This window comes from Sulfitobacter sp. M22 (genome assembly GCF_021736025.1).
GTDB lineage: Bacteria > Pseudomonadota > Alphaproteobacteria > Rhodobacterales > Rhodobacteraceae > Sulfitobacter > Sulfitobacter litoralis.
Map to the genome: position 1 here is coordinate 1 of NZ_WMEC01000005.1, position 20268 is coordinate 20268.

21 protein-coding genes and 1 pseudogene are annotated in these 20268 nt (G+C 63.4%); 5 read left to right on the forward strand and 17 right to left on the reverse strand.

Features of this window, described 5'->3' with window-relative positions; genetic code table 11:
* The 7 genes and pseudogenes from GLP52_RS17485 to GLP52_RS17515 all read right to left on the reverse strand — a co-directional run.
* Nucleotides 1-324 (reverse strand): annotated as a pseudogene (locus GLP52_RS17485) (NADH-quinone oxidoreductase subunit M); the annotation flags it as partial.
* Nucleotides 325-341: 17 nt separating this feature from the next.
* On the reverse strand, nucleotides 342-2117 hold the full coding sequence (locus GLP52_RS17490) for an NADH-quinone oxidoreductase subunit 5 family protein (RefSeq protein WP_237273859.1): 1776 nt from the start codon (nucleotides 2115-2117) through the stop codon (nucleotides 342-344).
* Nucleotides 2118-2233: 116 nt separating this feature from the next.
* The gene (nuoK, locus tag GLP52_RS17495) at nucleotides 2234-2545 is read right to left on the reverse strand and encodes an NADH-quinone oxidoreductase subunit NuoK (RefSeq protein ID WP_237273860.1); all 312 of its coding nucleotides are present in this window, start codon (nucleotides 2543-2545) and stop codon (nucleotides 2234-2236) included.
* Nucleotides 2542-3057: an NADH-quinone oxidoreductase subunit J family protein gene (locus GLP52_RS17500; RefSeq protein ID WP_067939419.1), complete on the reverse strand. Its 516-nt coding sequence runs from the start codon at nucleotides 3055-3057 to the stop codon at nucleotides 2542-2544. Before GLP52_RS17500 ends, nuoK begins: the two co-directional genes overlap by 4 nt.
* Nucleotides 3054-3953, reverse strand: a complete 900-nt coding sequence (locus GLP52_RS17505; RefSeq protein WP_067939422.1) for a complex I subunit 1/NuoH family protein — start codon at nucleotides 3951-3953, stop codon at nucleotides 3054-3056. The genes GLP52_RS17500 and GLP52_RS17505 overlap by 4 nt, the downstream gene beginning before the upstream one ends.
* Nucleotides 3950-5821, reverse strand: a complete 1872-nt coding sequence (locus tag GLP52_RS17510) for a heavy metal-binding domain-containing protein (protein WP_237273861.1) — start codon at nucleotides 5819-5821, stop codon at nucleotides 3950-3952. Before GLP52_RS17510 ends, GLP52_RS17505 begins: the two co-directional genes overlap by 4 nt.
* A gap of 59 nt (nucleotides 5822-5880) precedes the next feature.
* Nucleotides 5881-6243, reverse strand: a complete 363-nt coding sequence (locus GLP52_RS17515) for an NADH-quinone oxidoreductase subunit A (protein ID WP_009827260.1) — start codon at nucleotides 6241-6243, stop codon at nucleotides 5881-5883.
* A 422-nt stretch (nucleotides 6244-6665) separates the two neighbouring features.
* On the opposite strand from GLP52_RS17515, the gene GLP52_RS17520 reads away from it, so the two are divergent.
* Entirely contained in the window at nucleotides 6666-7733 is a 1068-nt protein-coding gene (locus tag GLP52_RS17520) for an OprO/OprP family phosphate-selective porin (protein ID WP_009827261.1), read from the forward strand.
* Nucleotides 7734-7870: 137 nt separating this feature from the next.
* On the opposite strand, the gene GLP52_RS17525 is transcribed toward GLP52_RS17520, so the two are convergent.
* From GLP52_RS17525 to GLP52_RS17540, 4 genes are all read right to left on the reverse strand, one after another.
* Entirely contained in the window at nucleotides 7871-9487 is a 1617-nt protein-coding gene (locus tag GLP52_RS17525; protein ID WP_076981265.1) for an ISL3 family transposase, read from the reverse strand.
* Between the two features lie 89 nt (nucleotides 9488-9576).
* Nucleotides 9577-10815 carry a sensor histidine kinase gene (locus GLP52_RS17530; RefSeq protein ID WP_237273862.1) on the reverse strand — a complete coding sequence of 413 codons (1239 nt, stop codon included), beginning with the start codon at nucleotides 10813-10815 and terminating at the stop codon, nucleotides 9577-9579.
* A gap of 23 nt (nucleotides 10816-10838) precedes the next feature.
* Nucleotides 10839-10997 carry a hypothetical protein gene (locus GLP52_RS17535; RefSeq protein ID WP_237273863.1) on the reverse strand — a complete coding sequence of 53 codons (159 nt, stop codon included), beginning with the start codon at nucleotides 10995-10997 and terminating at the stop codon, nucleotides 10839-10841.
* Nucleotides 10998-11028: 31 nt separating this feature from the next.
* Nucleotides 11029-11205 (reverse strand): cytochrome b/b6 domain-containing protein, encoded by a 177-nt coding sequence (locus GLP52_RS17540; RefSeq protein WP_237273864.1) that lies wholly within the window; start codon nucleotides 11203-11205, stop codon nucleotides 11029-11031.
* A gap of 12 nt (nucleotides 11206-11217) precedes the next feature.
* Here GLP52_RS17540 and GLP52_RS17545 point away from each other — a divergent pair, with 12 nt between their 5' ends.
* The gene (locus tag GLP52_RS17545; protein ID WP_237273865.1) at nucleotides 11218-11568 is read left to right on the forward strand and encodes a TetR/AcrR family transcriptional regulator C-terminal domain-containing protein; all 351 of its coding nucleotides are present in this window, start codon (nucleotides 11218-11220) and stop codon (nucleotides 11566-11568) included.
* Nucleotides 11569-11779: 211 nt separating this feature from the next.
* Here GLP52_RS17545 and GLP52_RS17550 read toward each other — a convergent pair whose 3' ends face one another.
* Genes GLP52_RS17550 through GLP52_RS17570 form a run of 5 tightly spaced genes read right to left on the reverse strand, consistent with a single transcriptional unit; the run spans nucleotide 11780 to nucleotide 15614 of the window.
* Nucleotides 11780-12505, reverse strand: a complete 726-nt coding sequence (locus GLP52_RS17550; RefSeq protein ID WP_237273866.1) for an SDR family oxidoreductase — start codon at nucleotides 12503-12505, stop codon at nucleotides 11780-11782.
* A 44-nt stretch (nucleotides 12506-12549) separates the two neighbouring features.
* Nucleotides 12550-13656, reverse strand: coding sequence for an NADH:flavin oxidoreductase/NADH oxidase (locus GLP52_RS17555; protein ID WP_237273867.1), 1107 nt, complete (start codon nucleotides 13654-13656; stop codon nucleotides 12550-12552).
* Between the two features lie 8 nt (nucleotides 13657-13664).
* The gene (locus GLP52_RS17560) at nucleotides 13665-14510 is read right to left on the reverse strand and encodes a siderophore-interacting protein (protein WP_272903661.1); all 846 of its coding nucleotides are present in this window, start codon (nucleotides 14508-14510) and stop codon (nucleotides 13665-13667) included.
* A gap of 16 nt (nucleotides 14511-14526) precedes the next feature.
* Nucleotides 14527-15072 carry a GlcG/HbpS family heme-binding protein gene (locus GLP52_RS17565; protein ID WP_237273869.1) on the reverse strand — a complete coding sequence of 182 codons (546 nt, stop codon included), beginning with the start codon at nucleotides 15070-15072 and terminating at the stop codon, nucleotides 14527-14529.
* Nucleotides 15069-15614, reverse strand: a complete 546-nt coding sequence (locus GLP52_RS17570; RefSeq protein WP_237273870.1) for a MarR family winged helix-turn-helix transcriptional regulator — start codon at nucleotides 15612-15614, stop codon at nucleotides 15069-15071. The genes GLP52_RS17565 and GLP52_RS17570 overlap by 4 nt, the downstream gene beginning before the upstream one ends.
* Before the next feature lie 174 nt (nucleotides 15615-15788).
* On the opposite strand from GLP52_RS17570, the gene GLP52_RS17575 reads away from it, so the two are divergent.
* Complete coding sequence (locus GLP52_RS17575; RefSeq protein ID WP_237273871.1) at nucleotides 15789-16151, forward strand: LysR family transcriptional regulator; 363 nt, start codon at nucleotides 15789-15791, stop codon at nucleotides 16149-16151.
* Here the strand turns inward: GLP52_RS17575 and GLP52_RS17580 are convergent.
* Entirely contained in the window at nucleotides 16116-16727 is a 612-nt protein-coding gene (locus GLP52_RS17580) for a recombinase family protein (RefSeq protein ID WP_237273872.1), read from the reverse strand. The two genes, GLP52_RS17575 and GLP52_RS17580, sit on opposite strands and share 36 nt — an antisense overlap.
* A 120-nt stretch (nucleotides 16728-16847) precedes the next feature.
* Here GLP52_RS17580 and GLP52_RS17585 point away from each other — a divergent pair, with 120 nt between their 5' ends.
* Nucleotides 16848-19736, forward strand: a complete 2889-nt coding sequence (locus tag GLP52_RS17585) for a Tn3 family transposase (RefSeq protein ID WP_237273873.1) — start codon at nucleotides 16848-16850, stop codon at nucleotides 19734-19736.
* Entirely contained in the window at nucleotides 19737-20258 is a 522-nt protein-coding gene (locus GLP52_RS17590; protein ID WP_237273874.1) for a hypothetical protein, read from the forward strand. It begins immediately after the preceding gene.
* The last annotated feature ends 10 nt before the right edge of the window (nucleotides 20259-20268 follow it).

Here is a 20268-nt window from a genome sequence, read left to right on the forward strand (position 1 = left end):
GACCGCCGGGCGGTCGGTGATCCGCGCCGCATAGATCGCCGACAGGAAAAACAGCAGCGAGGTCAGCAGGATCAGCGGCAGGCTCAGCCCGTCGACGCCAACCCGGTAGGCGGCACCAATGGCCGGGATCCAGGCGATTTCCTCGACCTGCGCGAAACCGTCCGGCAGCGTGCCCCGCGCCCAGATCGCCAGCGTCACAACGAAGGTCAGCCCGGTGGTGGCGATGGAAACGCCATGGGCGATGCGCGCCGACTTGTTTGGCAGGGCCATCAGCAGCACGCCACCAAGAAGCGGCAGAAAGACGGAGATCGAGAGAAGGGGCATGGCGGGGTCGTCTTTCTTCAGGAGGACATCGGTAAGATCAGCAGCACCGCCGCGATGACGGCAATGCCCATGACTGTCAGGGCGAGTTCGCGGTGGATCAGCCCGCTTTGCAGCAGGCGCAGGCGGCGGCCGGCGGCGATTGTCCGGGCGACAAGGCCGAAGATCAGCCCGTCGATGCCATGGGTGTCGGTGTTTTCGGCGCCGTCGCCAAGGCGCAGGTTCAACCGGCCCAGATCGAGGGTCGCGGCGTATAGGCGATTGTCGGCTGCGTCGACGCGGGATGCGGTGCCAAGGCTCAGGATGCGCACAAGGCCAAGTTGCGACGCCAGCAGACGCCGTTCGAAACCTTCACAGGCGGCGGCAAAAGCCAGCGACGGGCGCAGCACCAGCCCGTCCATACCGCCCGCGACGGCAAAGCCGCGCTGCGCCATCGGCAGAACCGGCCCCATCAGGCGGGCAGGTTGGATGAACCAGCCCAGCACCAGGCCGCTCAGCGCCGCCAAAAGCCCGAGGATCATCGCGGTTCCTTCCGGCGGCAGTTCGGCGCCCAGCAGATGTTCCAGCGGCGCAAAGGCGAACCCAAGCCCCGCCGCCAGCGCCGTCAGCACCGCCATGCCCGCAGACATCCAGCCCATGCCCTTGCCGGAAACCGGCTGTGCCTCGCCGCCCCACAACACCCGCAGCGCCCGCGCCATATAAGCCCCGGTCAGCACCGTGCCCGCCAGCGCCAGGGGTGCCAGCCACGCAGCACCGGGGGCCGCCAGCGCGGCGGCAAGGATCGCGTCCTTGGAAAAGAAGCCGGCCAGCGGTGGAATACCCGCCAGCGCCAGCGCGGCAACGGCGAAGGCGGAAAGGACCAGCGGTCGTGCCCGGCCCGCGCCCGCGACCGCTTCCATGTCGGTGCTGTCGCGATCATGCTGGAACACACCCGCCCCCAGAAAAAGCGTGCTCTTGATCGCCGCGTGGGCGATAAGGTGCAGCAGCGCCGCCACCGGCACCCCCGCGCCAATGGCCAGCAGCATCAGCCCGTACTGGCTGGAGGTCGAGGCCGCCAGCAGCCGTTTCAGATCCCGCTCGGCCAGCGCGATCAAACCGGCAACGACGGCGGTGACGCCGCCGACCAGTCCGATTGCCAGCAAGGCCCCGCCGGGCAACATCGGCGCCACCCGGATCAGCAGGATCGCCCCCGCCGCCACCAGAGTCGCCGAATGCAGCAGCGCCGAAACCGGCGTCGGCCCGGCCATGGCGCGCTGCAACCAGTCCTGCAACGGTACCTGCGCCGATTTGCCCATCGCGCCCACCAGCAACAGCAACCCGGCGACCAGTGCGGGCGTGCCGCTAATCGACAATGTAGCCGAGATTTCCGAGGTGCCGGCCCAGCCGATCAGCACAAAAATCCCCAGATAAAGCCCCAGATCGGCGCTGCGGGTGTACAGAAACGCCCGCGTCGCGGCACCGGGCACGCCGTCGCGGCCATGCCAGAAGCCGATCAGCAGATAGCTGGAAAAGCCGATCAGTTCCCACGCGGCCAGCACGGTGATCCAGTCGCCCGCCAGCACCAGCGCCTGCATCGCCGCGACAAACAGCAGCAGGATGCCGAAAAAGCGCGGCCTTTCGGGGTCGCTGCGCATGTAACCCACGGCATAGACCACCACAAAAGCCGCCACCGTCGCCACCATGGCCGAAACGACCGCCGTCAGCGGCGTCGCGACCAGCCGCAGCGGCATTTGCGGCAGGCCCGGCAGGACCATCTGCACCGCATTGCCCGCAATCGCACCCGCTAGAACCGCCATCGCCGCGAGGAACCCGAGGCCGACGCCCGCAAGCGCAATCGCTTCGGGTGCGCGCCGCAGGGCCAGCACCGCGATGCCCGCCAGAAGCGGCGCAAGGAGGGTGAGCGCCAGCATCGTCATCCCTTCAACTCCCGCGCTTCTTCCATCTCGACCGAGCCGCGCACCCGGAACCGGGCGATGGCGATACCGAAGGCCACCGCCATCTCGACCGCCATCACCGCCATGACGATCAGCACGAACATCTGACCGGCAGGCTCGTCGGGATGCAGGTAGCGCCAGAAGGCCACCAGGTTGACCAGGGCCGCGGCCAAAATCAGTTCGACCCCCATGACGATCATCACCAGGTTGGTCTGACTCAGCGCGCCATAAAGTCCGATACCGAACAGCCCCGCGCCGACGCTGAGGGCAATCATGAGTTCCAGAATCATTTGCGCTGCTCCGCGTTGGGGACGATGGCCACCATCGTGGCCGCAACCATGGCGGTCAGAATCGTCAGACCCGCCGACTGGAAGATTAACATCGACCGGCCCAGTAATTCGCGCCCCAAATCGGCGGCCTGTTCATGCGCGCCCGGCACGGACAGGGCGACCGGACCCCAATCGGGCAGCCAGACCAGCAACAGCGCGGCCAGCAGCCCGATGCCCCCGGCCCAGAGCGACAGGCGTTTCTGGTGGGTCATGTCCATTTTGCCCATGCCGCCCGGATCCATCATGAACATCACCATGAAGATCGCCATCACGCTCATTTCCGTGGCCATCATCATGATCTGCAACACGCCCAGAAACTCAGCCTGCATGACCAGGAACATCGCCCCGATCGCGGTTTGCGAAAACAGCAGCGCCAGCGCCGAACGCACCATCGAATGGGTGCGGAAGACCACGACGCCGAACCATACCGCCGCGCCGCCGAAGAACGCCAGAAAGATCATCTGAACCGTCATATCGGCACCACCAGCGCAATCACGCCCACGACAAAGATATTGGCCAGCGCCAGCGAGATCCCCAGCTTCCAGCTCAGCGCCAGATAGCGCGCCTCGCGGATGCGCGGCATGTAGCGCCCGACGCTCAGCATGGCCGCGGCCACGACCAGGATCTTGATCGCGCTCCAGGCCCAGGGCGGCAGCCACGGGCCCAGCCAGCCGCCCAGGTAGAAGGTCACGGTCGCCCCCGCCAGCGCCAGGATGATGACCATCCGCGCCAGCCGCAGCACCGCCAGCCGCACGCCGGTATACTCGGCCTCGACCCCGCCGGCCAATTCGCCGGTCGCATCGGGCAGGTCCAGCGGCGGCAACCACGCGAGCCCCATCGCCGCCACGACAAAGAGGATGAACCCCATCGGCTGGTACAGCACGTTCCAGAGTTGTTCCTGCGAGGCGACGATCTCAACCGTCGAGAGCGACTCCGCCCGCATGGCGACGGCGGTGATCGGCATCACGATCAGCATCGCATAGGCGATGAACTGGCCCAGAAACCGCCAGCCCGCGATCATCGCGTAGGCCCCGTTCGGACCCCAGCCCGCCATGATCAGCGCCACCAGCACATAGGCCAGCGCGGCGTTCAGAAACAGCGCCCCGGTGGCCAGGTCGGTGATGATAAGCCCCGGCGCCAGCGGGATCACCGCCACCGCCATCAGCCCCGCCACCAATAGCAGCACCGGCCCAAGCTCAAAGAACAACCGGTCGGATTTGCGCGCCAGCAGCGATTCCCGCCCCAGAAGCGCCAGGGCGGCCCAGGCCGGACCGGTCAGGCTCAGGTGCCCATGCACGGCCCATCGTTCGATGACGGCCAGCGCGTAGGCCCCGGCGGCGAGCGACAGGAGAACGACAAGAATGCTCATCCACGCACCTCCCATGGCGACAGGTCGAGCGAGGCGACAGCGGCCAAGGCATCGCCCAGTTCCTGCTGCGCCGTCACCGTTTCGACAAGGGCGATGTTCACGTCTGACGGCGTGTCGAGATCGGCCTCGACCACCCGGCCATCGGTCAGCTTCACGCGCAGCTGCGCCGCTCCGCGCGGTGTTTCGATGCGGGCCGCGCCCTCGCCCGACACCCTGTCCACATCCGGCACCTGCGGCACAGCAATCCTCCCGGCGGCCGCGATCACGTCGAGACTTTGGGCGATCTCGTCGCAGCGCAGCCGCAGCCGGGCCAGCGCATCGCCGCCGTTGCGGACGCGCGTTTCGAACCCGAGATCCTTCAGCGTTGGATCACCCGTACGGGCATCCGATCCGCCACCCCGCGCCCGGTCCACCGGGCCGCTCGCCGGGGTGTCCTTGCCGATGCGCGCGATGCGTCTCAGCCGCATCCGCATCAACGGGGCCGCCTGCACCCGGCGCGTCAGCCGCCGGATCGCCCCAGCCTGCGCGGCGATCCCGGCGACGTCGGCACCTTGAACGGCCAGTTGCAACGCCCCAGCGCGCGCGGCGAGCCACAAAAAACCCGACTGCAGGCCGAACTCGGCCAGCCAGTTCAGGTGGCTGGCGATCCGCTCGCGTTCCACCGCGGCGGCGCGGCCACGGCGCGCGTCATGGCCGGGGTCGACGCTCGCGGCCTCCTCGATCGCCGCGCAGGCCAGCGTCCGATAGGCCACCGGGCTGAGCGGCATCATCGCGGCCAGACGCTCGACGAAATCGGCCACCCTCATCTGCGGGCCATCCACCAGTTCCGCCCTGCCCACAAGGCTCCTGACCTCGCTGCCCGCCACGGTATCGCCGTCCAGCGTCAGGGTCAGGCGCAGCCCCGCGGGCAGGCCCGGAAAGAACGGCCCGAACGGCACCTCGATCCAGTCCATCTGCAACCCGTCGCTGCTGCGCGGCTGGCCCTCGGTCATCTCGACCATCGACATGAAATGCGGCTCGATCCCGTCGATAGCGGCCTCGGAGTGGCCGCCATGTCCGGCATGCCCATCGTGGCCATCGTGGCCGGAATGGTCCTGTTGTTTGCCATGACCGCCGTGATCGCCGTGACCATGCGCTCCGTGCGCTTCACTGCCATGCTCGTGACCGTGACCGCCATGCCCGTGCCCGTGACCGTGGCTTTCCCCCTCTTCCGCCTTCACCAGAAACATGCCGCATTTTGGGCACTTGCCCGGTGCGTCGCTGACGACCTCGGGGTGCATCGGGCAGGTATATGCCCCCGCCCCGCCCGCGTCCTCGGCGTGGCCCGCATGTGCGTGATCGGCGGGGTTTGACCTGTCCTCCGGGGGCATGTCGTGGCCACCGTGCCCACCATGTCCATCGGACGCTGTTTCGCGCGGCACCAGCGTCATGCCGCATTTGGGGCAGTCTCCGGGGGCGTCGCGGACGATTTCGGGGTGCATCGGGCAAGTGTATTCCACGCGCACCTCAAGAGCGGGGGCGTTAAACTCCCCGCTGTCAGCGCGAAACGCGCCCGCGGCGATCACGCGGCGCAGATCGGCCAGCCCGGAGTGCAGCCCGGCCTGGGTCAGCGGGGCCGACACGTCCGCATCGGGCAACGGGGCGATGTCGCCGGCACCCAGCGCAAGGATCGCGCGGGGGCGCGGGATCTGCGCGTAGGTGACGGCGGCGGCATCGCGCAGACCGGGGGGCAAGGGGCCGACGACGATCAACAGATTCGCATGGCGCGGGGTGCCGACAAGCCGCAGATGCGACCCGGACAGATCGAGCCCCATCGCCCGCGCGACAGAGGGGCCGGGCAGCACGAAGGCCGGCAGATCGCGCGCCATGGCCGCCGCGACCGCCCGCCTGATCCCGGACATCGCGCCCTCTCGCGCCCCGACCAAGGTCATTGCCGCCTCAACGCGCCCTGGCTCCAGCCATAGAGCAGGCCCAAGAACAGGATTGCCAGGAAAACGCCCATGTCGAGCAATGCGATCAGCCCTTCTTCGCGGTAGACGACCGCCCACGGATACATGAACGCCATCTCCATGTCGAAGGCCAGAAACAGCAGCGCATAACCGGCATAACGCGCATGGTAGCGCACCCAGACCGGATCGCGCGACAGGGTGCCGGCGGTGGCGGGCACGTCCTTGCCGGGTTCCGCGCGCGCCCGCCCGATGGCCCGGGCGAACCCATAGAGGCTGAGCACGAAACCGAATACACCGACGCTCAGCCCGAAAAGGATCGCGTATTGGGAAAGTTCGCTCATCCGTGGCACCTCATTTGATTTCCCAAGTCTGTTTCATACTAGAAGATTCTGCAATGCGGTCAATTCGTAGGGGCGAGTGGTCAGCAGACAGCAAACAAGAGGACGCGACCAGACCCGGATCGTTACACTTTGCTCAACTCAGTCCGGCCAGCCACCACGACACTGCAAACAAAAGAGCCGAATTGGGGTCGGCCCTGCGCGTGTATTCCCGTTCAGAAGCCGTCCGCTTCGGTCTGCGCGCTGGCCAAAAGCGAAGCCAAGCGATGCCCGAAACCGTCATGATTCTGTAACAATCGCCTGCCATTCAGCGGCAAGGGTCTTTGGCGGGATTCGCCAGCCTGTAGCCCCGCCGGATACCCGGTTGAAAGAGACTCTTGCGGATGCCTCGATGGCATTTCCCTGACAGAATTGGAGAACACGAAATGAAAATGAAGTTTATACCGGCGGCATTGCTCGCCGCTGCGGCGGGCGTCGTGCAGGCCGACGAAACCTCTGGTTTCAACCTCAAGGCAGGGAGCGGGATAACCTTCAAGAGTGCTGATGGTACCGCGTCTTTCCGGGTGGGGGGGCGCCTGCAGTGGGATTACGATTCGACCGATTCCGACATCAGCGGTAAGAGCGATGATTTCGATGTGCGTCGCGCACGGATTTTTTTCCAGGGTAAATATCTCGACTGGGCCTTCAAGGCACAGTTCAATCTCGCCGAAAGCGGTACCGGCGGCGGCAGCGCCGAGGACCTCTATCTGCGCTACACCGGTTTTGGCAAGATGGCCCGGATCACAGTGGGTAAGCAAAAAGAACCGTTTGGCTTTGAGCAACTTACCAGTTCGAAGGACATATCATCGCTTGAACGCTCGGCCCTGACCGAATTCTACGCGCCCGGCCGCAACGCCGGTGTGCAACTGCACGGTGCAGGTGACAACTGGACCTACGGCCTGGGCGTTTTCGAGGCGGCCGGCAACGGCAGCGATGATTTCGGCAATACGGCCATCACCGGCCGCGTTACCTATGCCCCGATCCAGACCGATGATCTGGTCTTGCATCTTGGCGCCGGCTTTACCAGCCGTGATGCCGCTCTGCCTGCCAACGAAACCGATGCGTACAACATCGAATTGGCGGCCGCATCGGGGCCCTTTCACACGCAGGCCGAATACTTCAACGCTGACACGGGCGGGGTTGATGTGGACGGATACTACATTCAGGCAGGATGGATTCTGACCGGTGAAAGCCGTCCCTACAGCAACGGCGTGTTCAAGCGGGTGAAGCCAAGCAGTTCGAAAGGTGCATGGGAAGCAGTGCTTCGCTACGAGGACGGATACGGCAAGTTCAGCGATGTCGGTCTTGGTACGACAGAGGGTAAGCAAACCACCGTCGGCATCAACTATTACCCGAACAACGCCGTTCGCCTTGGTCTGAGCTACATGGATGGCAAGCAGGCCAGCGGCGAGAACGGAAAAGAGATCAGGGCACGAATGCAAATCGTATTTTGACCTGACCGGTACAGAAGAATGCAGAGCGGCGCGGGCAATGGCGCTAATCAAATTGCCGCCGTCCTGCATTCGAATATCTTCACCCGGGACTACGTGGATGTTGGCAGCTGTCGCGTTGCCCTTAAATCGGCTCTGCCTCAATCTGTGTGGCGGAACGGTAGCATTCTCGCCCGCAACAATTCTGGACCGGCCCGACCGTACATGGCGCGTTTGAGGGTTTTCAGGCGGTTGATCTGACCTTCCGCCTGGCCGTTGCTCCAGGGCATCTCGATAGCGTTTTTTACCGCATCGAAATCTCGGTTCAATGTGCGTGCGAAGCGCACGATGGGCGCCAGGTCGGTTTCGATCGCGTCGTCGATCCATGCAGGGAGCGGGTCTGCCTCGCGGCCACGCAGGATACCGTTGAACCGCATGACGAGGCAGCGCATCGTTGCAAAGGCGGGAGAGCCAGCCTTGAGCGCGTCGACTTTCCGCGCCTGATCCGGGGTGAGTTTTCCGCGGGGTTTGATACACAGCGCTGCCGCGATGACCGGGGAGATCGCGTGCCCCGTTTCCGGGTCCCGGACCGGTTCCAGGATCTGGTGCTCCAAGGCAGGGCCCTTCGCTTGCTTTTCGGCTCTGCGCCACCCCGCCAGCAGCCGCTGCAAATGCGTCGGGCTCCCCTCGTAGCCACGCTCTCGGATCAGACGGAACAGGGCGCTTCCAGTTCGAATTCCGCCATTCCAGCTTTGGCTCAGGAACTCTTCAAAGTACCACGGCGAAGTCGGCTTCAAAGCTGCCCGCCTGCGGTCCGGCGGCGTCTCGAACTGCAGCCATTTCGCGATGCTGCGACGAGGGAACCCTGTTCGCCGCCCAATCTCGCTGCAGGTAAGCCCCTGATTTCGGAGCACATGGATGGTGGTGAAAATCTCTTCCCGAGACGTCCTGTGCGCAAGGCGTGACTTCAGAAGGCTTCCGGCGGCGGTGATGTTGTCGGCGTCGGACAGCAGCGCCCTGCCGGTCGCACGGCCGTGAAGGTTCATCTGCTCCTCGATGGCCTGCCGCAGGTTCTGCACGATATGGAACCGGTCAGCGACCTGCTTCGCTTGCGGCGCTCCTTGCCGTGCAGCCTGGGCGTAGAGACCGCACCGATCTCTGCTGATCACTTCCACCTCGGGGTGACGCTTCAGCCAGTTGGTGCAGCTGACGACATCTCGATCCTCGAGAATGTCGATCACCGCGCGACGCTCCAGATCCACAATGATCGTGCCGTAGGTTTGCGACTTCCGCCAGCTCCAGTCGTCGATCCCGATGACCGTCGGCGGCTCGGCGGTGCCTTGAACACACTTCTTCAGCTGCCTGAGCACCGTGTCATCGCTGACCCCAAGGCCCAAACGGTACAAGAGCCGCTCGGCGGGCCGCCCGCCGGCCGCATGCCCAAGATGGCTGACAATCTCCCCGGCACGCGAAGTACGACGTGCAAAAGGACGCGCAATCGAGGCGATCTGGTCCGAGAAAGTCCGGCGTGGGCAAGCGGGCGCCAAACATCGCCAACGGCAAACCGCGAGATCAACCGTCACCTCGTCTCCATGGGCGGGATAATCCTGCAGCCGCCGACGCCGCCAGCCGTGACGTCGGCGTGAATGCAATCCACAGTCTGGGCAGATGCCGTTTGGTGTCAGACTGCCCGATACAATCCACCCGCCGGAATCACTTCGCTCGACGCTTTGAATCGAAACTTCGCCCCCAGGCGACCAGTGCTTCTTCGAATTCACAACTATCCCTCCTGAATTTTCCAGTTTCAGGATAGTTCCGCCACACAGATTGAGGCAGAGCCGATTTAAGGGCAACGCGACAGCCCGCATCACTGCTGCTGCGCGAAGCGGATCTCGGCACTGAGCCCGCCAAGCTCCGGCGAACGTTCAAGCACGATCTGCGCATCGAGACGGTCCACGATTGCGGCCACGATCGACAGTCCGAGCCCCGCCCCGTCTCCCTGCGCCGCCGCGCCGCGCCGGAAGCGCCCGAACACAGCCGCGCGTGCCTCGGGGGCGATGCCGGGGCCGCTGTCCTCGACCCGGAGCCAGCCGGCTCCGCCATCGCTGCCGCAGGACACCCGGATGTGCGCCGCCTCGCCGCCGTGCTGGATGGCATTTTCGACGAGGTTTCCGACCAGCATCTCGATATCGCCCGGCCGGGCGCGGACGGTGCCCGGCGCGCAATCGAGCTCGAGCTCGGCTCCGTGGCGCACTGCCTGCGGGAACAGCTCGGCGGCGATCTCGGTGATGTGTCGGTCGAGCGCGCAATCCGGGAGCGCATCGCGCGATACCGCATCGGCCCGCGCCTGCCGCAGCAACTGCTGTGCCAGCCGGGTCGAGCGCGCGACCCCACGCAAGATCTGATCGAGGGTCTCTCGGCTCTCGGGATCAAGCGCCTCTCGATCGATGGTCTCGGCTTGTGCCCGGATTGCCGCCAGTGGCGTGCGCAGCTCGTGGCCGGCATCGGCGACGAAGCGGCGCTCCTGCGCGATGGCCTGATCGAGCCTCTCCAGAAGCTGGTTGAGCGCCGCGACCAGCGGCACCAGTTCTTCCGGCAGGTCGGCGTCGGGCACCGGGTCGAGCGCATCGGGACGTCGCGCCTCGAGCTCCTCGCGGAGCCGCGCCACCGGGCTCAGCGCCCGGCGGATCGCCGCGAGCAGCACTGCCGCCATGCCAATGAGTCCTAGCGCCATCGGCAGTGCCGCGCCTCCGACGATGGCGGCGGTGAGCTGTCGGACCTCCGCGCGCTCGATGCCCGAGATGACGGTCAACGTGCCGCCACGCGCGGTCGCCTCAGCGAGGTAGTAATCCCCGACCCCATCGTCGAGCGCCCCCAGCCCCTCCGGCGCGCCGGCCGAGCGCAGCACGGGCAGCCCCTCGCGCACCAGAATGACGAACATGTTGCGGTCATGGCGCTGGCGCACCGTGTCGAGCACGGTCTCGGGGTTGAGCGCCTGCGCATCGAGCACTTGCGCCAGCGTCACCGCCAGATGATCGAGCTGATCGAGATAGGATTCCTCGAGCTCGTTCCAGCTCCGCAGCAGGATGAAAGCGCAGGCCACCATCCAGATCAGCGCCAGCGAGGGAATCAGTTCGCGCAGGAGGCGGCAACGATGCTGCGGGTCTGCGCATCGGCGGGCGGTACCGAAATCGCCTGCTGCGCTGCGGCCGGAGATAACGATATCCCGCCAAGGGCTCCGCTCAGAGCAATTGCGACGACGCCGGACAGAAATCTGATCGTCCGCATCGGTTGAGTACCTTGTCGCTTCTGCATCGTCTCAGATCATCCGCCGCAGCAGGCCGGTGCGCCACCAGAACTGATGCACGGCGACGCCCAGCACATGCAGCCCCAGCATCCAGAGCAGGAGCGCCTGCCCAAGATCATGCGCCTCGCCCGCGAGCTCGACTTGCAGGAACCAGGCAGCAAGGCCGGTCAGCGGCAGGGCGATCAGCATCAGGTAGAGAAGGTGACCTTCACGCTCAATCCGCGACAGATCCGCATGACCAGACTACTGATCTCGGAAGCCGAACATGTCCCGGAACTGGCCGACAATTTCCACGATCGCGTGATGGCAAAATGCCAGACTTATGTGGCGGCGGCCATTGAGCGTATCGCCGAAGAGGGCACTGCACCTGAAATCGACGACGTCAGGAGCAGGACAATGGCGCTGCTTGGCGCGGCATTGGGCGAACTTCACCTCTTCGCGCTGTTTGGCAAGTCCGAACAATTCGATAACAAGCAAATCGCTGCCCATGTTGACGCATCGTTACGTGTCTGCGGGTTTAGCCGCGATCTACACAACGATTCCGCGCCGTAAACCGGTATAAGGACCGGCCAGTGAGCTTCAGACACGTGACGTCGTCAGGCGTCACTGTCGGACGCAGGTGAAATGGATTGGCGATGGCCTCGACAAGGCGGACAATGCGGTTCCTGGTTTTCGCCGAACGAATCCGCATGAATGCGTTGAGCTCACGCCCCCTCAGCACAATCATCGCCTGGCGATCAGTTGATGCAGCCGCAGTCACCCGTCAACTTACCAAGGTCAGCCCGCCATCGACGACGATCGTCTGGCCGGTGATGAAGCCGCACTGCATCAGGAAGATATAGGCCGAGGAAACCTCCTCGATTTCTGCCGTCCGTCCCAGCGGTATGCTTTGCGAGAACTGTTTCCTGGTCGCTTCCACGTCGGATGCCGGCATGTCTCGCCACAGCGGCGTTTCGGTCCAGGTCGGCGCCACCGCGTTCGCACGCGCCTTCGGCGCCAGCTCGACCGCCAGCCCCTGGACCAGGGTGCGAATGGCATCGTTGCCGATGATCGCTCCCGAGGCGTTGTGCGGACGGCCACCCGAACCGGCGGTGAAAGTCATGCTGCCGCCCTCGGCTATCTTCCTGGCGGCATGGCGGGCGATCTGAAGATTGGCGAACAGCTTTTCATCGACAGCCCGCCTGATCGTCTTGAAATCGGCTTCAAGAAACCCGCCGCCCATGAAGCCGCCCGCCATCGAGACGAGGTGATCGAATGTCTCTACCCCTTCAAAGAAAGCGGCAATCGAATCGACATCGGCTGCATCGAGGACATGCCCCGCGACGCTATGCCCGGCTGTAGCGAAATCGCTGACCGCCTGCTCAAGCTTCGCGGCGTCGCGGCCGGTGACGGTCACTTTCGCGCCCAGTTCCACGGCCGTGAGAGCGGTCGCCATGCCGAAGCCCGAGCTTCCACCAATCACGATCACTGTCTTGTCTTTGAGGCTCACGGATTTCTTCCTTCTTTTCGTTTCGTTTGGTGGACAGCGTGACCTCAGACAGGATTGGCGAACAGCACCTTTAGGCCATGCGGGGCGCAGTCGAGATATTGCGTCGGAGCTCTCACGGTGGCGCCGAGTTCGGCTGCCGCATGCCAGGGCCAGCGCGGATTGTAGAGAATGCCGCGTCCCAGGGCGACGAGATCGGCCTTGCCTTCGGCGATCGCCGCTTCGGCCTGCCGCGGCTCGGTGATCATCCCGACACCGATGACGGGCATATCGACATGCCCCCTGATCGCTTCGGCGAAGGGGAGCTGATAGCCCGGCACCAGCGGCGGCAATGTCTGGCGTTTGGGATCGAGCCCGCCACCGGAGACGTGGATATAGGCACAACCGCGGGCATCGAGCACCTTGGCCAATTCGATGCTCTGGTCGAGATCCCAGCCACCCTCGATCCAGTCCGTTGCGGAGATACGGATGCCGACGGCGACATCCTGTGGCACGGCCACCTTGACCGCATCGAAAATCCTGAGCGTCAGCCGCATGCGGTTTTCCAGGCTGCCCCCGTAATCGTCGGTACGCAGGTTGGTGATAGGCGACAGGAACTGGTGCATCAGAAAGCCATGCGCACCGTGAAGCTCGATCAGGTTCAATCCGATGCGCGTCGCCCGTGCGGCGGCATCGCCGAAGGCGGCGACCACACGGTCGATGCCGGCGAGGTCGAGCACCTCCGGCAATGCGCCGCCTTCGATCAGCGGCAGCGCCGACGGCGCGACCGTCCGCCAGCCGCGCACGTCGTCGGGGGCGATGACGCCCTCTTGCCTCGTTACGCCGGACGAAGCCTTCCGCCCGGCGTGCGACAACTGGATACCGATCGGCATGCGCGAATGCGCCCGCACCGCCAGGATGACTTTCGCGAGCGCCGTCTCGGTCAGATCGTCCCAGAGGCCGAGGTCCGCATGAGTGATCCGCCCTTCCGGCAGCACCGCCGTCGACTCGATGATCAATAGGCCCGCCCCGGACAGCGCCAGGCTGCCGAGATGCATCAGGTGCCAGTCGCCGGCCTGACCGTCGGCAGCCGAAAACTGGCACATCGGCGCGATGACGATGCGATTCTCAAGCCGCAACGGGCCAACATCAACTTCAGAAAACAACCGCCTCATGGCCATCCCTACTCATCGAAACTGTCGTGAACGCCGGCCGTGCCCCGACGCCAGTAGCCGGAAGCCCGGATCCACTTGGGATTGGCGCCGTGTTCGGCGATCAGCGCCTGGCGCAGGCACTTGGCCGAGGACGACTCGCAGGCGATCCAAGCGTAATAGTGACCTTCCGGAAAGGCGACGGTGTTCAGGGCCTCGACCAGCGGGGCCGTACCACTCGGGGCCGCGCCGCGATGGACCCAATGGACGGTCGCTGCGGCCTGCGTCCCGAACGTCAGTTCGTCGGCCTCGCCATCGACCTCGGCCAGCACGATGACGCGTGCATCCGCAGGCAGTTCCTCCAGGCGCCGGGCGATCGCCGGCAGCGCAGTCTCGTCGCCGATCAGCAGGTGCCAGTCGAAATCCATCGGCAGGATGAAGGAGCCGCGCGGCCCGCCAATGCCGAGTTTCTGACCGGGACGTGCCTGACGCGCCCATTCGCTGGCCGGCCCCGTCTCATGCAGCGCGAAGTCGATCTGAAGCGTGCCCGCGACCGGATCGTGATGGCGTGGCGTGAAATCCCGCACCGCAGGGTGGACCTGGCCTGCGGGAAACGACACCCCCCTCTCGCTGAGATCGGGCCGTGGCGGGGCTTCTTCGCCCGGCGCCGGAAAGAACAACTTGATGTGATCGTCGAAGCCCGGGCTGTGGAAGCCTTCAAGATCGCCGCCGCCAAGCGTGATCCGCATCATATGCGGCGTCAGTCTTTCCGCATTCCGGACCTCGAGCAAACGGAACCGAAGCTCGTGCCGAACCCGCCGCGGCCGCCGTTCCGGCGTCGACTCCTTTTGAGAATCATGATGATGAAAACCGCGCATTCGGGTGCTCACTCTTCTAAAGTTGCGTAAAGGAGTCGGCGATCAACGTCGCCGCCGCCTGATCGTTGTCGCCGGTCGAGCCACTCACACCGACCGCGCCGATAACCTCGCCCTCGTGAACGATCGGCACCCCGCCTTGCAGAGGCAGCAAGCCGGGCACTGTCGCCATGGACGGACTGCCCGAATTGATCATGTCCTCGAAGCGCTTTGACGGTCCCTGGAGAAACGCAGCCGTCCGCGCCTTGCCTATGGCGACTTCGACCGTGACGATCGAGGCACCATCCATCCGCGCGAAGGCAAGAAGATTGCCCGCGCGATCGACAACGGAGATGGCCAACCGCATCTCGTTGCCGGCAGCATGATCCAGGCCATTCGCAACAAGCCTTTGCGCCGCTGCAAGCGACACCTCGCGCACCGTATTAACCTGTCCTGCCTGCATTGTAATAACTCCGGTTCCTGAATTGGTCTGGGCAAGAGCACCTTGCCCGAGGAAGGCTCCGCCGATCAAAAGCGCGGCACAAACGCGCGTGGCTCTTTTCGAACCTGAGAATATCCGATTCATGTTGCACCTTTCCTTGTGGTTAGTTGGGTCCCGCCGGAGGACGGGCCGTCATTGCAATCATTCCCACCACCGCGCGCGGCCTGCCCGTTGGCAACCACGCGGTCGAGATAGTTCATGAACTGCGCGATCTCCTCGGGCGAGAAGCCCACGAGATGCTCGTCGATCACCTCGACTGCGATTGGACGCAGTCGCGGATAGAGCGCCTCACCGACGGGAGTGAGAGAAAGGGTTGCAACCCGGCCGTCACCTGGCGAAGGCGCCCGCCGCACCAGCCCAAGCTTGACTAGGCGGTCCAGCATCCGGGTCATCGCGCCGCTGTCGTAACCAAGGGACCGGCACAGCTCGGTTGCCGTATTGCCGATGCCGCCACCAATCCGGATCAGCACCACCCATTGCGGGCCGCTGATGCCGACCTCCTGGGCGCGGCGATCCACGGCACGCGTCATCAACGACGCAGCATCGATCAACGCCCGGCCGACGTTATGAACCGGATTGTAGCCTCGCTCGGAAACCGGTGGGAGCAAGGTCTCGCCGATCGTCATTGTGTTCAACATCCTCTTACCGCCATTAATCTGCCTAGGCAAATAAATAGATATCCGCTAGGGTGACGTCAAGGTGCTGCACAACGCACAAGACAATTTCTTGGTACGCCGTGGAGGCAGACCGGCACGCGTCAGCGCCCACATTCGGAATAACCACATGCAAGGACTTACCGCGTGAAGACGATTGAATTGCGCCACCTTCGATACGTTGCTGCAGCAGCCGAGCATGGAAGCTTTCGGCAGGCTGCCTTGGCCGAAGGTGTAAGGGTATCCGCCATAAGCAGACGGATACGCGATCTCGAAGACGACGTAGGTGCGACCCTGTTCATTCGGCATTCCGCTGGCGTTCGCCTGACTCAGGCCGGTCAACATTTCGTAAGCCGAAAGCGACACGCGCTGAGACAGATCGACATCGCAACGCAAGAAGCTGGTGCGAATGGCCGCGGCGAGATCGGTTTGCTGCGGATTCGGGTAGATTCCGGCTGGGTGCAGAATAGTACGTTAGGCGCCGAGGACGCGTTTGCCGTAGTCTCGTAGATTGCCGTTAGGGTCGACGTAGCGATAGAGAGTAACGGGCCTCACGCCTAATTCCTTGCAAAGGTCTGAAACAGACGTGTCGCGGTTTGCCATGGCGGCCTGTGCCGTGCGCACTTGTGATTTTGATAGCGCGAATTTTCGTCCGCCCTTCCTACCGCGCGCTCGGGCTGCCTGAAGACCGGCCATTGTGCGCTCACGGATCAACTCGCTTTCAAATTCGGCCAAGGCCGCAAAGATGCCAAATGAAAGTCGTCCTGCCGCAGTTGTTGTATCGATCTGCGCGCCTTGTCCGGTGAGCACCTTGAGGCCAACGCCCCGCTCGGACAGCAGGCTGACGGTTTTGACAAGGTGGTGCAGGCTGCGGCCTAAGCGGTCGAGCTTCCACACAACCAGAACATCGCCATCCCGCAATGCCTTGAGACAGGCCTCTAAGCCGGAGCGGTCATCTTTCTTTCCGGATGCCAGATCCGAGTAAATCTGGTCCTCTTCGACACCTGACGCGATCAAGGCATCCCGCTGCAAGTCGAGGGACTGGCTGCCGTCAGCTTTTGAGACGCGTGCATAGCCGATCAGCATGTTTCACGAACGTTCGTTTGAGATGCTCTGGAAACAGCTCTGCTTTCAGCCATCAGAATAGTTCCTTATTCAGCATCTTAATCATCAATAAGCAAACCATAAAAAGAAAGCAAAAGAAACATGGCGCATCGCACCATTCTGACCGAGCGCCAGCGTTCGGCACTTTTTGACCTTCCCACTGATGAAGTGACGATGCTGCGTCACTACACCTTGGCGGACGAAGATCTCGAAATAATCCGTGTCCGCCGCGGCCCTCACAATCGTTTCGGCTTCGCGCTGCAACTTTGCGCTTTGCGATACCCCGGTCGGTTGCTGGCACCAGGTGAGAATATTCCGATGGAAGTCACACGCTTTTTAGCAGCGCAGCTTGGGCTACAGCCAGATGATCTGATCTACTACGGCGCCCGCGAAGAAACCCGCCGCGACCACTTGATAACCTTGCGTGGGGTTTACGGCTATCGAATGTTCTCCGGTCGCGGCGCGCGTGATCTAAAAGACTGGCTTGAACGCGAGGCAGAGACCGCTCGATCCAATGAAGACCTTGCCCGGCGGTTTATCGAGGAATGCCGATGCACCCAGATAGTCCTGCCCGGCGTGTCTGTCATCGAACGGCTTTGTGCTGACGCTCTTGTCGCCGCCGAGCGCCGGATTGAAAGCCGGATCGCTGACCGGCTGGATGAAACGATGAAGGGGCGGTTGGATGACCTGTTAACTGAAATGGTCGGTGGCACTGTCAGCCGGTTCATCTGGCTTCGGCAGTTCGAGGTCGGCAAAAACTCGGCAGGGGCCAGCCGTCTTCTGGATCGCCTGGAGTTTTTACAGGGAATAGGGTTGTCGCCCGATATTCTGGATGGTCTGCCGCCCCACCGTGTCACGCAACTGCGCCGCCAAGGCGAACGATATTTTGCCGATGGCCTGCGAGACATCACCAGCGACCGGCGTCTTGCCATTCTGGCGGTCTGTACGGTGGAATGGTACGCGGGGATTGCCGATGCGGTGGTCGAGACCCATGACCGGATCGTGGGTAAGACCTGGCAGGATGCGAAGAGATTGTGCGATGCGCGCATCGCGGATGCAAAATCTGCTCTGCACGACACACTTTGCTCCTTCAAAAATCTGGGCGCAGCCCTTCTCGAAGCCAAGGGGGATGAGGCCTCTCTTCATACCGCGACCGAAACGTCCTGTGGTTGGCTTCAGCTTGAAGGCCTTGTGGCAACCGCGGCCGAACTGACGGATACGATGTCCGCTGACCCTATCGCTCATGTTGTACAGGGGTATCATCGGTTCCGGCCATACGCACCGCGCATGCTGCGGGCGCTGGATATACAATCGGCCACCGTGGCCATGCCCTTGGTAGAGGCGGCACGGATCGTTGCTGATAATCGGAATGGCAAATCCCCGTCCACCAGCTTCCTGCGGCGTGGTTCCAAGTGGCACCGCCACTTTAATGCTCAGGCGGCCGATGATCATCGGCTCTGGGAGGTGGCCGTTCTGTCCCATCTCCGCGAAGCGTTTCGATCGGGCGATATCTGGCTGGCCCATTCACGTCGCTATGCAGATCTGAAACAGGCCTTGATTCCGGTTGAAGCCGCACAGGCCACGCCCAGATTGACCGTTCCATTTGATCCGGAAAGCTGGCTGGTGGATCGTAAAAGTCGGCTGGCAGATGGACTGGACCGTCTGGCCAAGGCGGCACGGTCGGGTGCCATCCCCGGCGGCTCCATCGAAAACGGCATCCTGAAAATTGACCGGCTAACCTCAGCGGTGCCAGAGGCGGCCGAGGCTCTGGTTCTCGATCTCTATGACCGTCTGCCTGCTGTGCGCATCACCGATCTGCTGCTGGAGGTCGACGATGCAACCAGCTTCACGGACGCCTTCACAAACGTGCGCACCGGTTCACCATGCAAGGATCGCATCGGGCTGTTGAACGTGTTGTTGGCCGAGGGCCTGAACCTTGGACTGAGCAAGATGGCCGAGGCCACCAACACCCACGACTACTTGCAGCTGTCGCGCTTGTCCCGCTGGCACATCGAAAGCGACGCCATCAACCGGGCGCTTGCAATGGTAATCGAAGCGCAATCGCGTTTACCCATGGCCAGGTTCTGGGGTGCCAGCGTCACTGCGTCCAGTGACGGGCAATTCTTCCCCGCCGCGCGGCAGGGCAAGGCGATGAATCTTATCAACGCCAAATACGGTTCTGAGCCGGGCTTAAAGGCCTATACGCATATCTCCGATCAGTTTGGACCCTTCGCAACGCAAAACATCCCCGCCACCGTGAGTGAGGCGCCTTACATCCTCGACGGGCTCTTGATGAACGAAACAGGCCGCAACATCAAAGAGCAGTATGCCGACACCGGCGGCTTCACCGACCATGTCTTTGCCGTCACCTCGCTGCTGGCCTTTAGGTTCATTCCACGCATCCGCGACTTGCCCTCGAAGCGGCTCTATCTCTTCGAACCCGCTGCAGCGCCCAAGGAATTGCGCGGCCTGATCGGCGGCAAGATCCGGGAGGACCTCATCGTCCAGAACTGGCCGGATATCCTGCGGGCCGTGGCCACGATGGCGGCGGGTATCATGCCGCCCAGTCAGTTGCTCAAGAAGTTTGCGGCCTATCCACGACAGCATGAGCTTGCACTTGCCCTGCGTGAAATCGGTCGCATCGAGCGCACGCTCTTCATCATCGACTGGCTGCTCGATGCAGACATGCAGCGCCGTGCCCAGATCGGTTTGAACAAGGGCGAAGCTCATCATGCCCTCAAGAACGCCCTGCGCATCGGGCGGCAGGGCGAAATCCGCGATCGGACCGTCGAAGGTCAGCACTACCGCATGGCAGGGCTGAACTTGCTGGCGGCCATCATCATCTACTGGAACACCAAGCATCTCGGGCAGGCCGTTGCGGCACGAAAACGCGCCGGGTTTGACAGCTCTCCAGAGCTCCTGGGCCACATCTCGCCTCTCGGATGGGCACATATCCTCCTCACAGGCGAATATAGATGGAAAAACAGGTGAATGGGGCGCTTAACGTACTATTCTGCACCCAGCCGGAGTCTACCCCAGTTTCTCGACCCGGACGACCCGAACCGGGGCCTCGTCTTTGATGGGCGTGTCTCCGAGGATTTCAAGCTTCTGACCGGCACATGGGTACAGGCGGGCAAGCTGCGGCTTGATGCTTTGGAGGCGTTGCGCGGCCTTGTGCTTGATGTCGTGGTCTGTGGTCATGATCGCGGCGAGATTGGCCTCTTTGTTTTTCCGCGACCCGATCACGTCCATGACGATAACACGTCGGAGGGCGCGGTCATCGACGAACATCTTCAGGCCGAAATTCACCACGTCTTGCGCAAAATGGCCCGCGCCGCGTCAGGCTCGGCCAAGCGCATTGCGCGGGCGATCATCCTGGCGGAACCGCCTTCGCTCAAAGACGGTGAAATCACCGATAAAGGGTCGTTGAATACGCGTAAAATCATCACCCGCCGCGCCGATCTTTTGGAGCGTCTCTACGACAACGAAGACCCGGCCCTGATCCGAGTGTAAGGAATTGTAA

Coding starts and splice junctions, on each gene's coding strand:
- GLP52_RS17505 (WP_067939422.1), bottom strand. CDS start 3,953: ATGAGCATTCTTGTCGTTCTCCTGTCGCTCGCCGCCGGGGCCTACGCG.
- GLP52_RS17560 (WP_272903661.1), bottom strand. CDS start 14,510: ATGCGCGGTTTTCATCATCATGATTCTCAAAAGGAGTCGACGCCGGAA.
- GLP52_RS17590 (WP_237273874.1), top strand. CDS start 19,737: ATGGGGCGCTTAACGTACTATTCTGCACCCAGCCGGAGTCTACCCCAG.
- GLP52_RS17520 (WP_009827261.1), top strand. CDS start 6,666: ATGAAAATGAAGTTTATACCGGCGGCATTGCTCGCCGCTGCGGCGGGC.
- GLP52_RS17570 (WP_237273870.1), bottom strand. CDS start 15,614: ATGACGATCGGCGAGACCTTGCTCCCACCGGTTTCCGAGCGAGGCTAC.
- GLP52_RS17555 (WP_237273867.1), bottom strand. CDS start 13,656: ATGAGGCGGTTGTTTTCTGAAGTTGATGTTGGCCCGTTGCGGCTTGAG.
- GLP52_RS17515 (WP_009827260.1), bottom strand. CDS start 6,243: ATGAGCGAACTTTCCCAATACGCGATCCTTTTCGGGCTGAGCGTCGGT.
- GLP52_RS17540 (WP_237273864.1), bottom strand. CDS start 11,205: ATGCTGATCGCCCTGCCGCTGACCGGCCTTGCTGCCTGGTTCCTGCAA.
- GLP52_RS17535 (WP_237273863.1), bottom strand. CDS start 10,997: ATGCGGACGATCAGATTTCTGTCCGGCGTCGTCGCAATTGCTCTGAGC.
- GLP52_RS17490 (WP_237273859.1), bottom strand. CDS start 2,117: ATGGCGGTTCTAGCGGGTGCGATTGCGGGCAATGCGGTGCAGATGGTC.
- nuoK (WP_237273860.1), bottom strand. CDS start 2,545: ATGATTCTGGAACTCATGATTGCCCTCAGCGTCGGCGCGGGGCTGTTC.
- GLP52_RS17530 (WP_237273862.1), bottom strand. CDS start 10,815: ATGGTGGCCTGCGCTTTCATCCTGCTGCGGAGCTGGAACGAGCTCGAG.
- GLP52_RS17585 (WP_237273873.1), top strand. CDS start 16,848: ATGGCGCATCGCACCATTCTGACCGAGCGCCAGCGTTCGGCACTTTTT.
- GLP52_RS17565 (WP_237273869.1), bottom strand. CDS start 15,072: ATGAATCGGATATTCTCAGGTTCGAAAAGAGCCACGCGCGTTTGTGCC.
- GLP52_RS17510 (WP_237273861.1), bottom strand. CDS start 5,821: ATGGCGCGCGATCTGCCGGCCTTCGTGCTGCCCGGCCCCTCTGTCGCG.
- GLP52_RS17500 (WP_067939419.1), bottom strand. CDS start 3,057: ATGACGGTTCAGATGATCTTTCTGGCGTTCTTCGGCGGCGCGGCGGTA.
- GLP52_RS17580 (WP_237273872.1), bottom strand. CDS start 16,727: ATGCTGATCGGCTATGCACGCGTCTCAAAAGCTGACGGCAGCCAGTCC.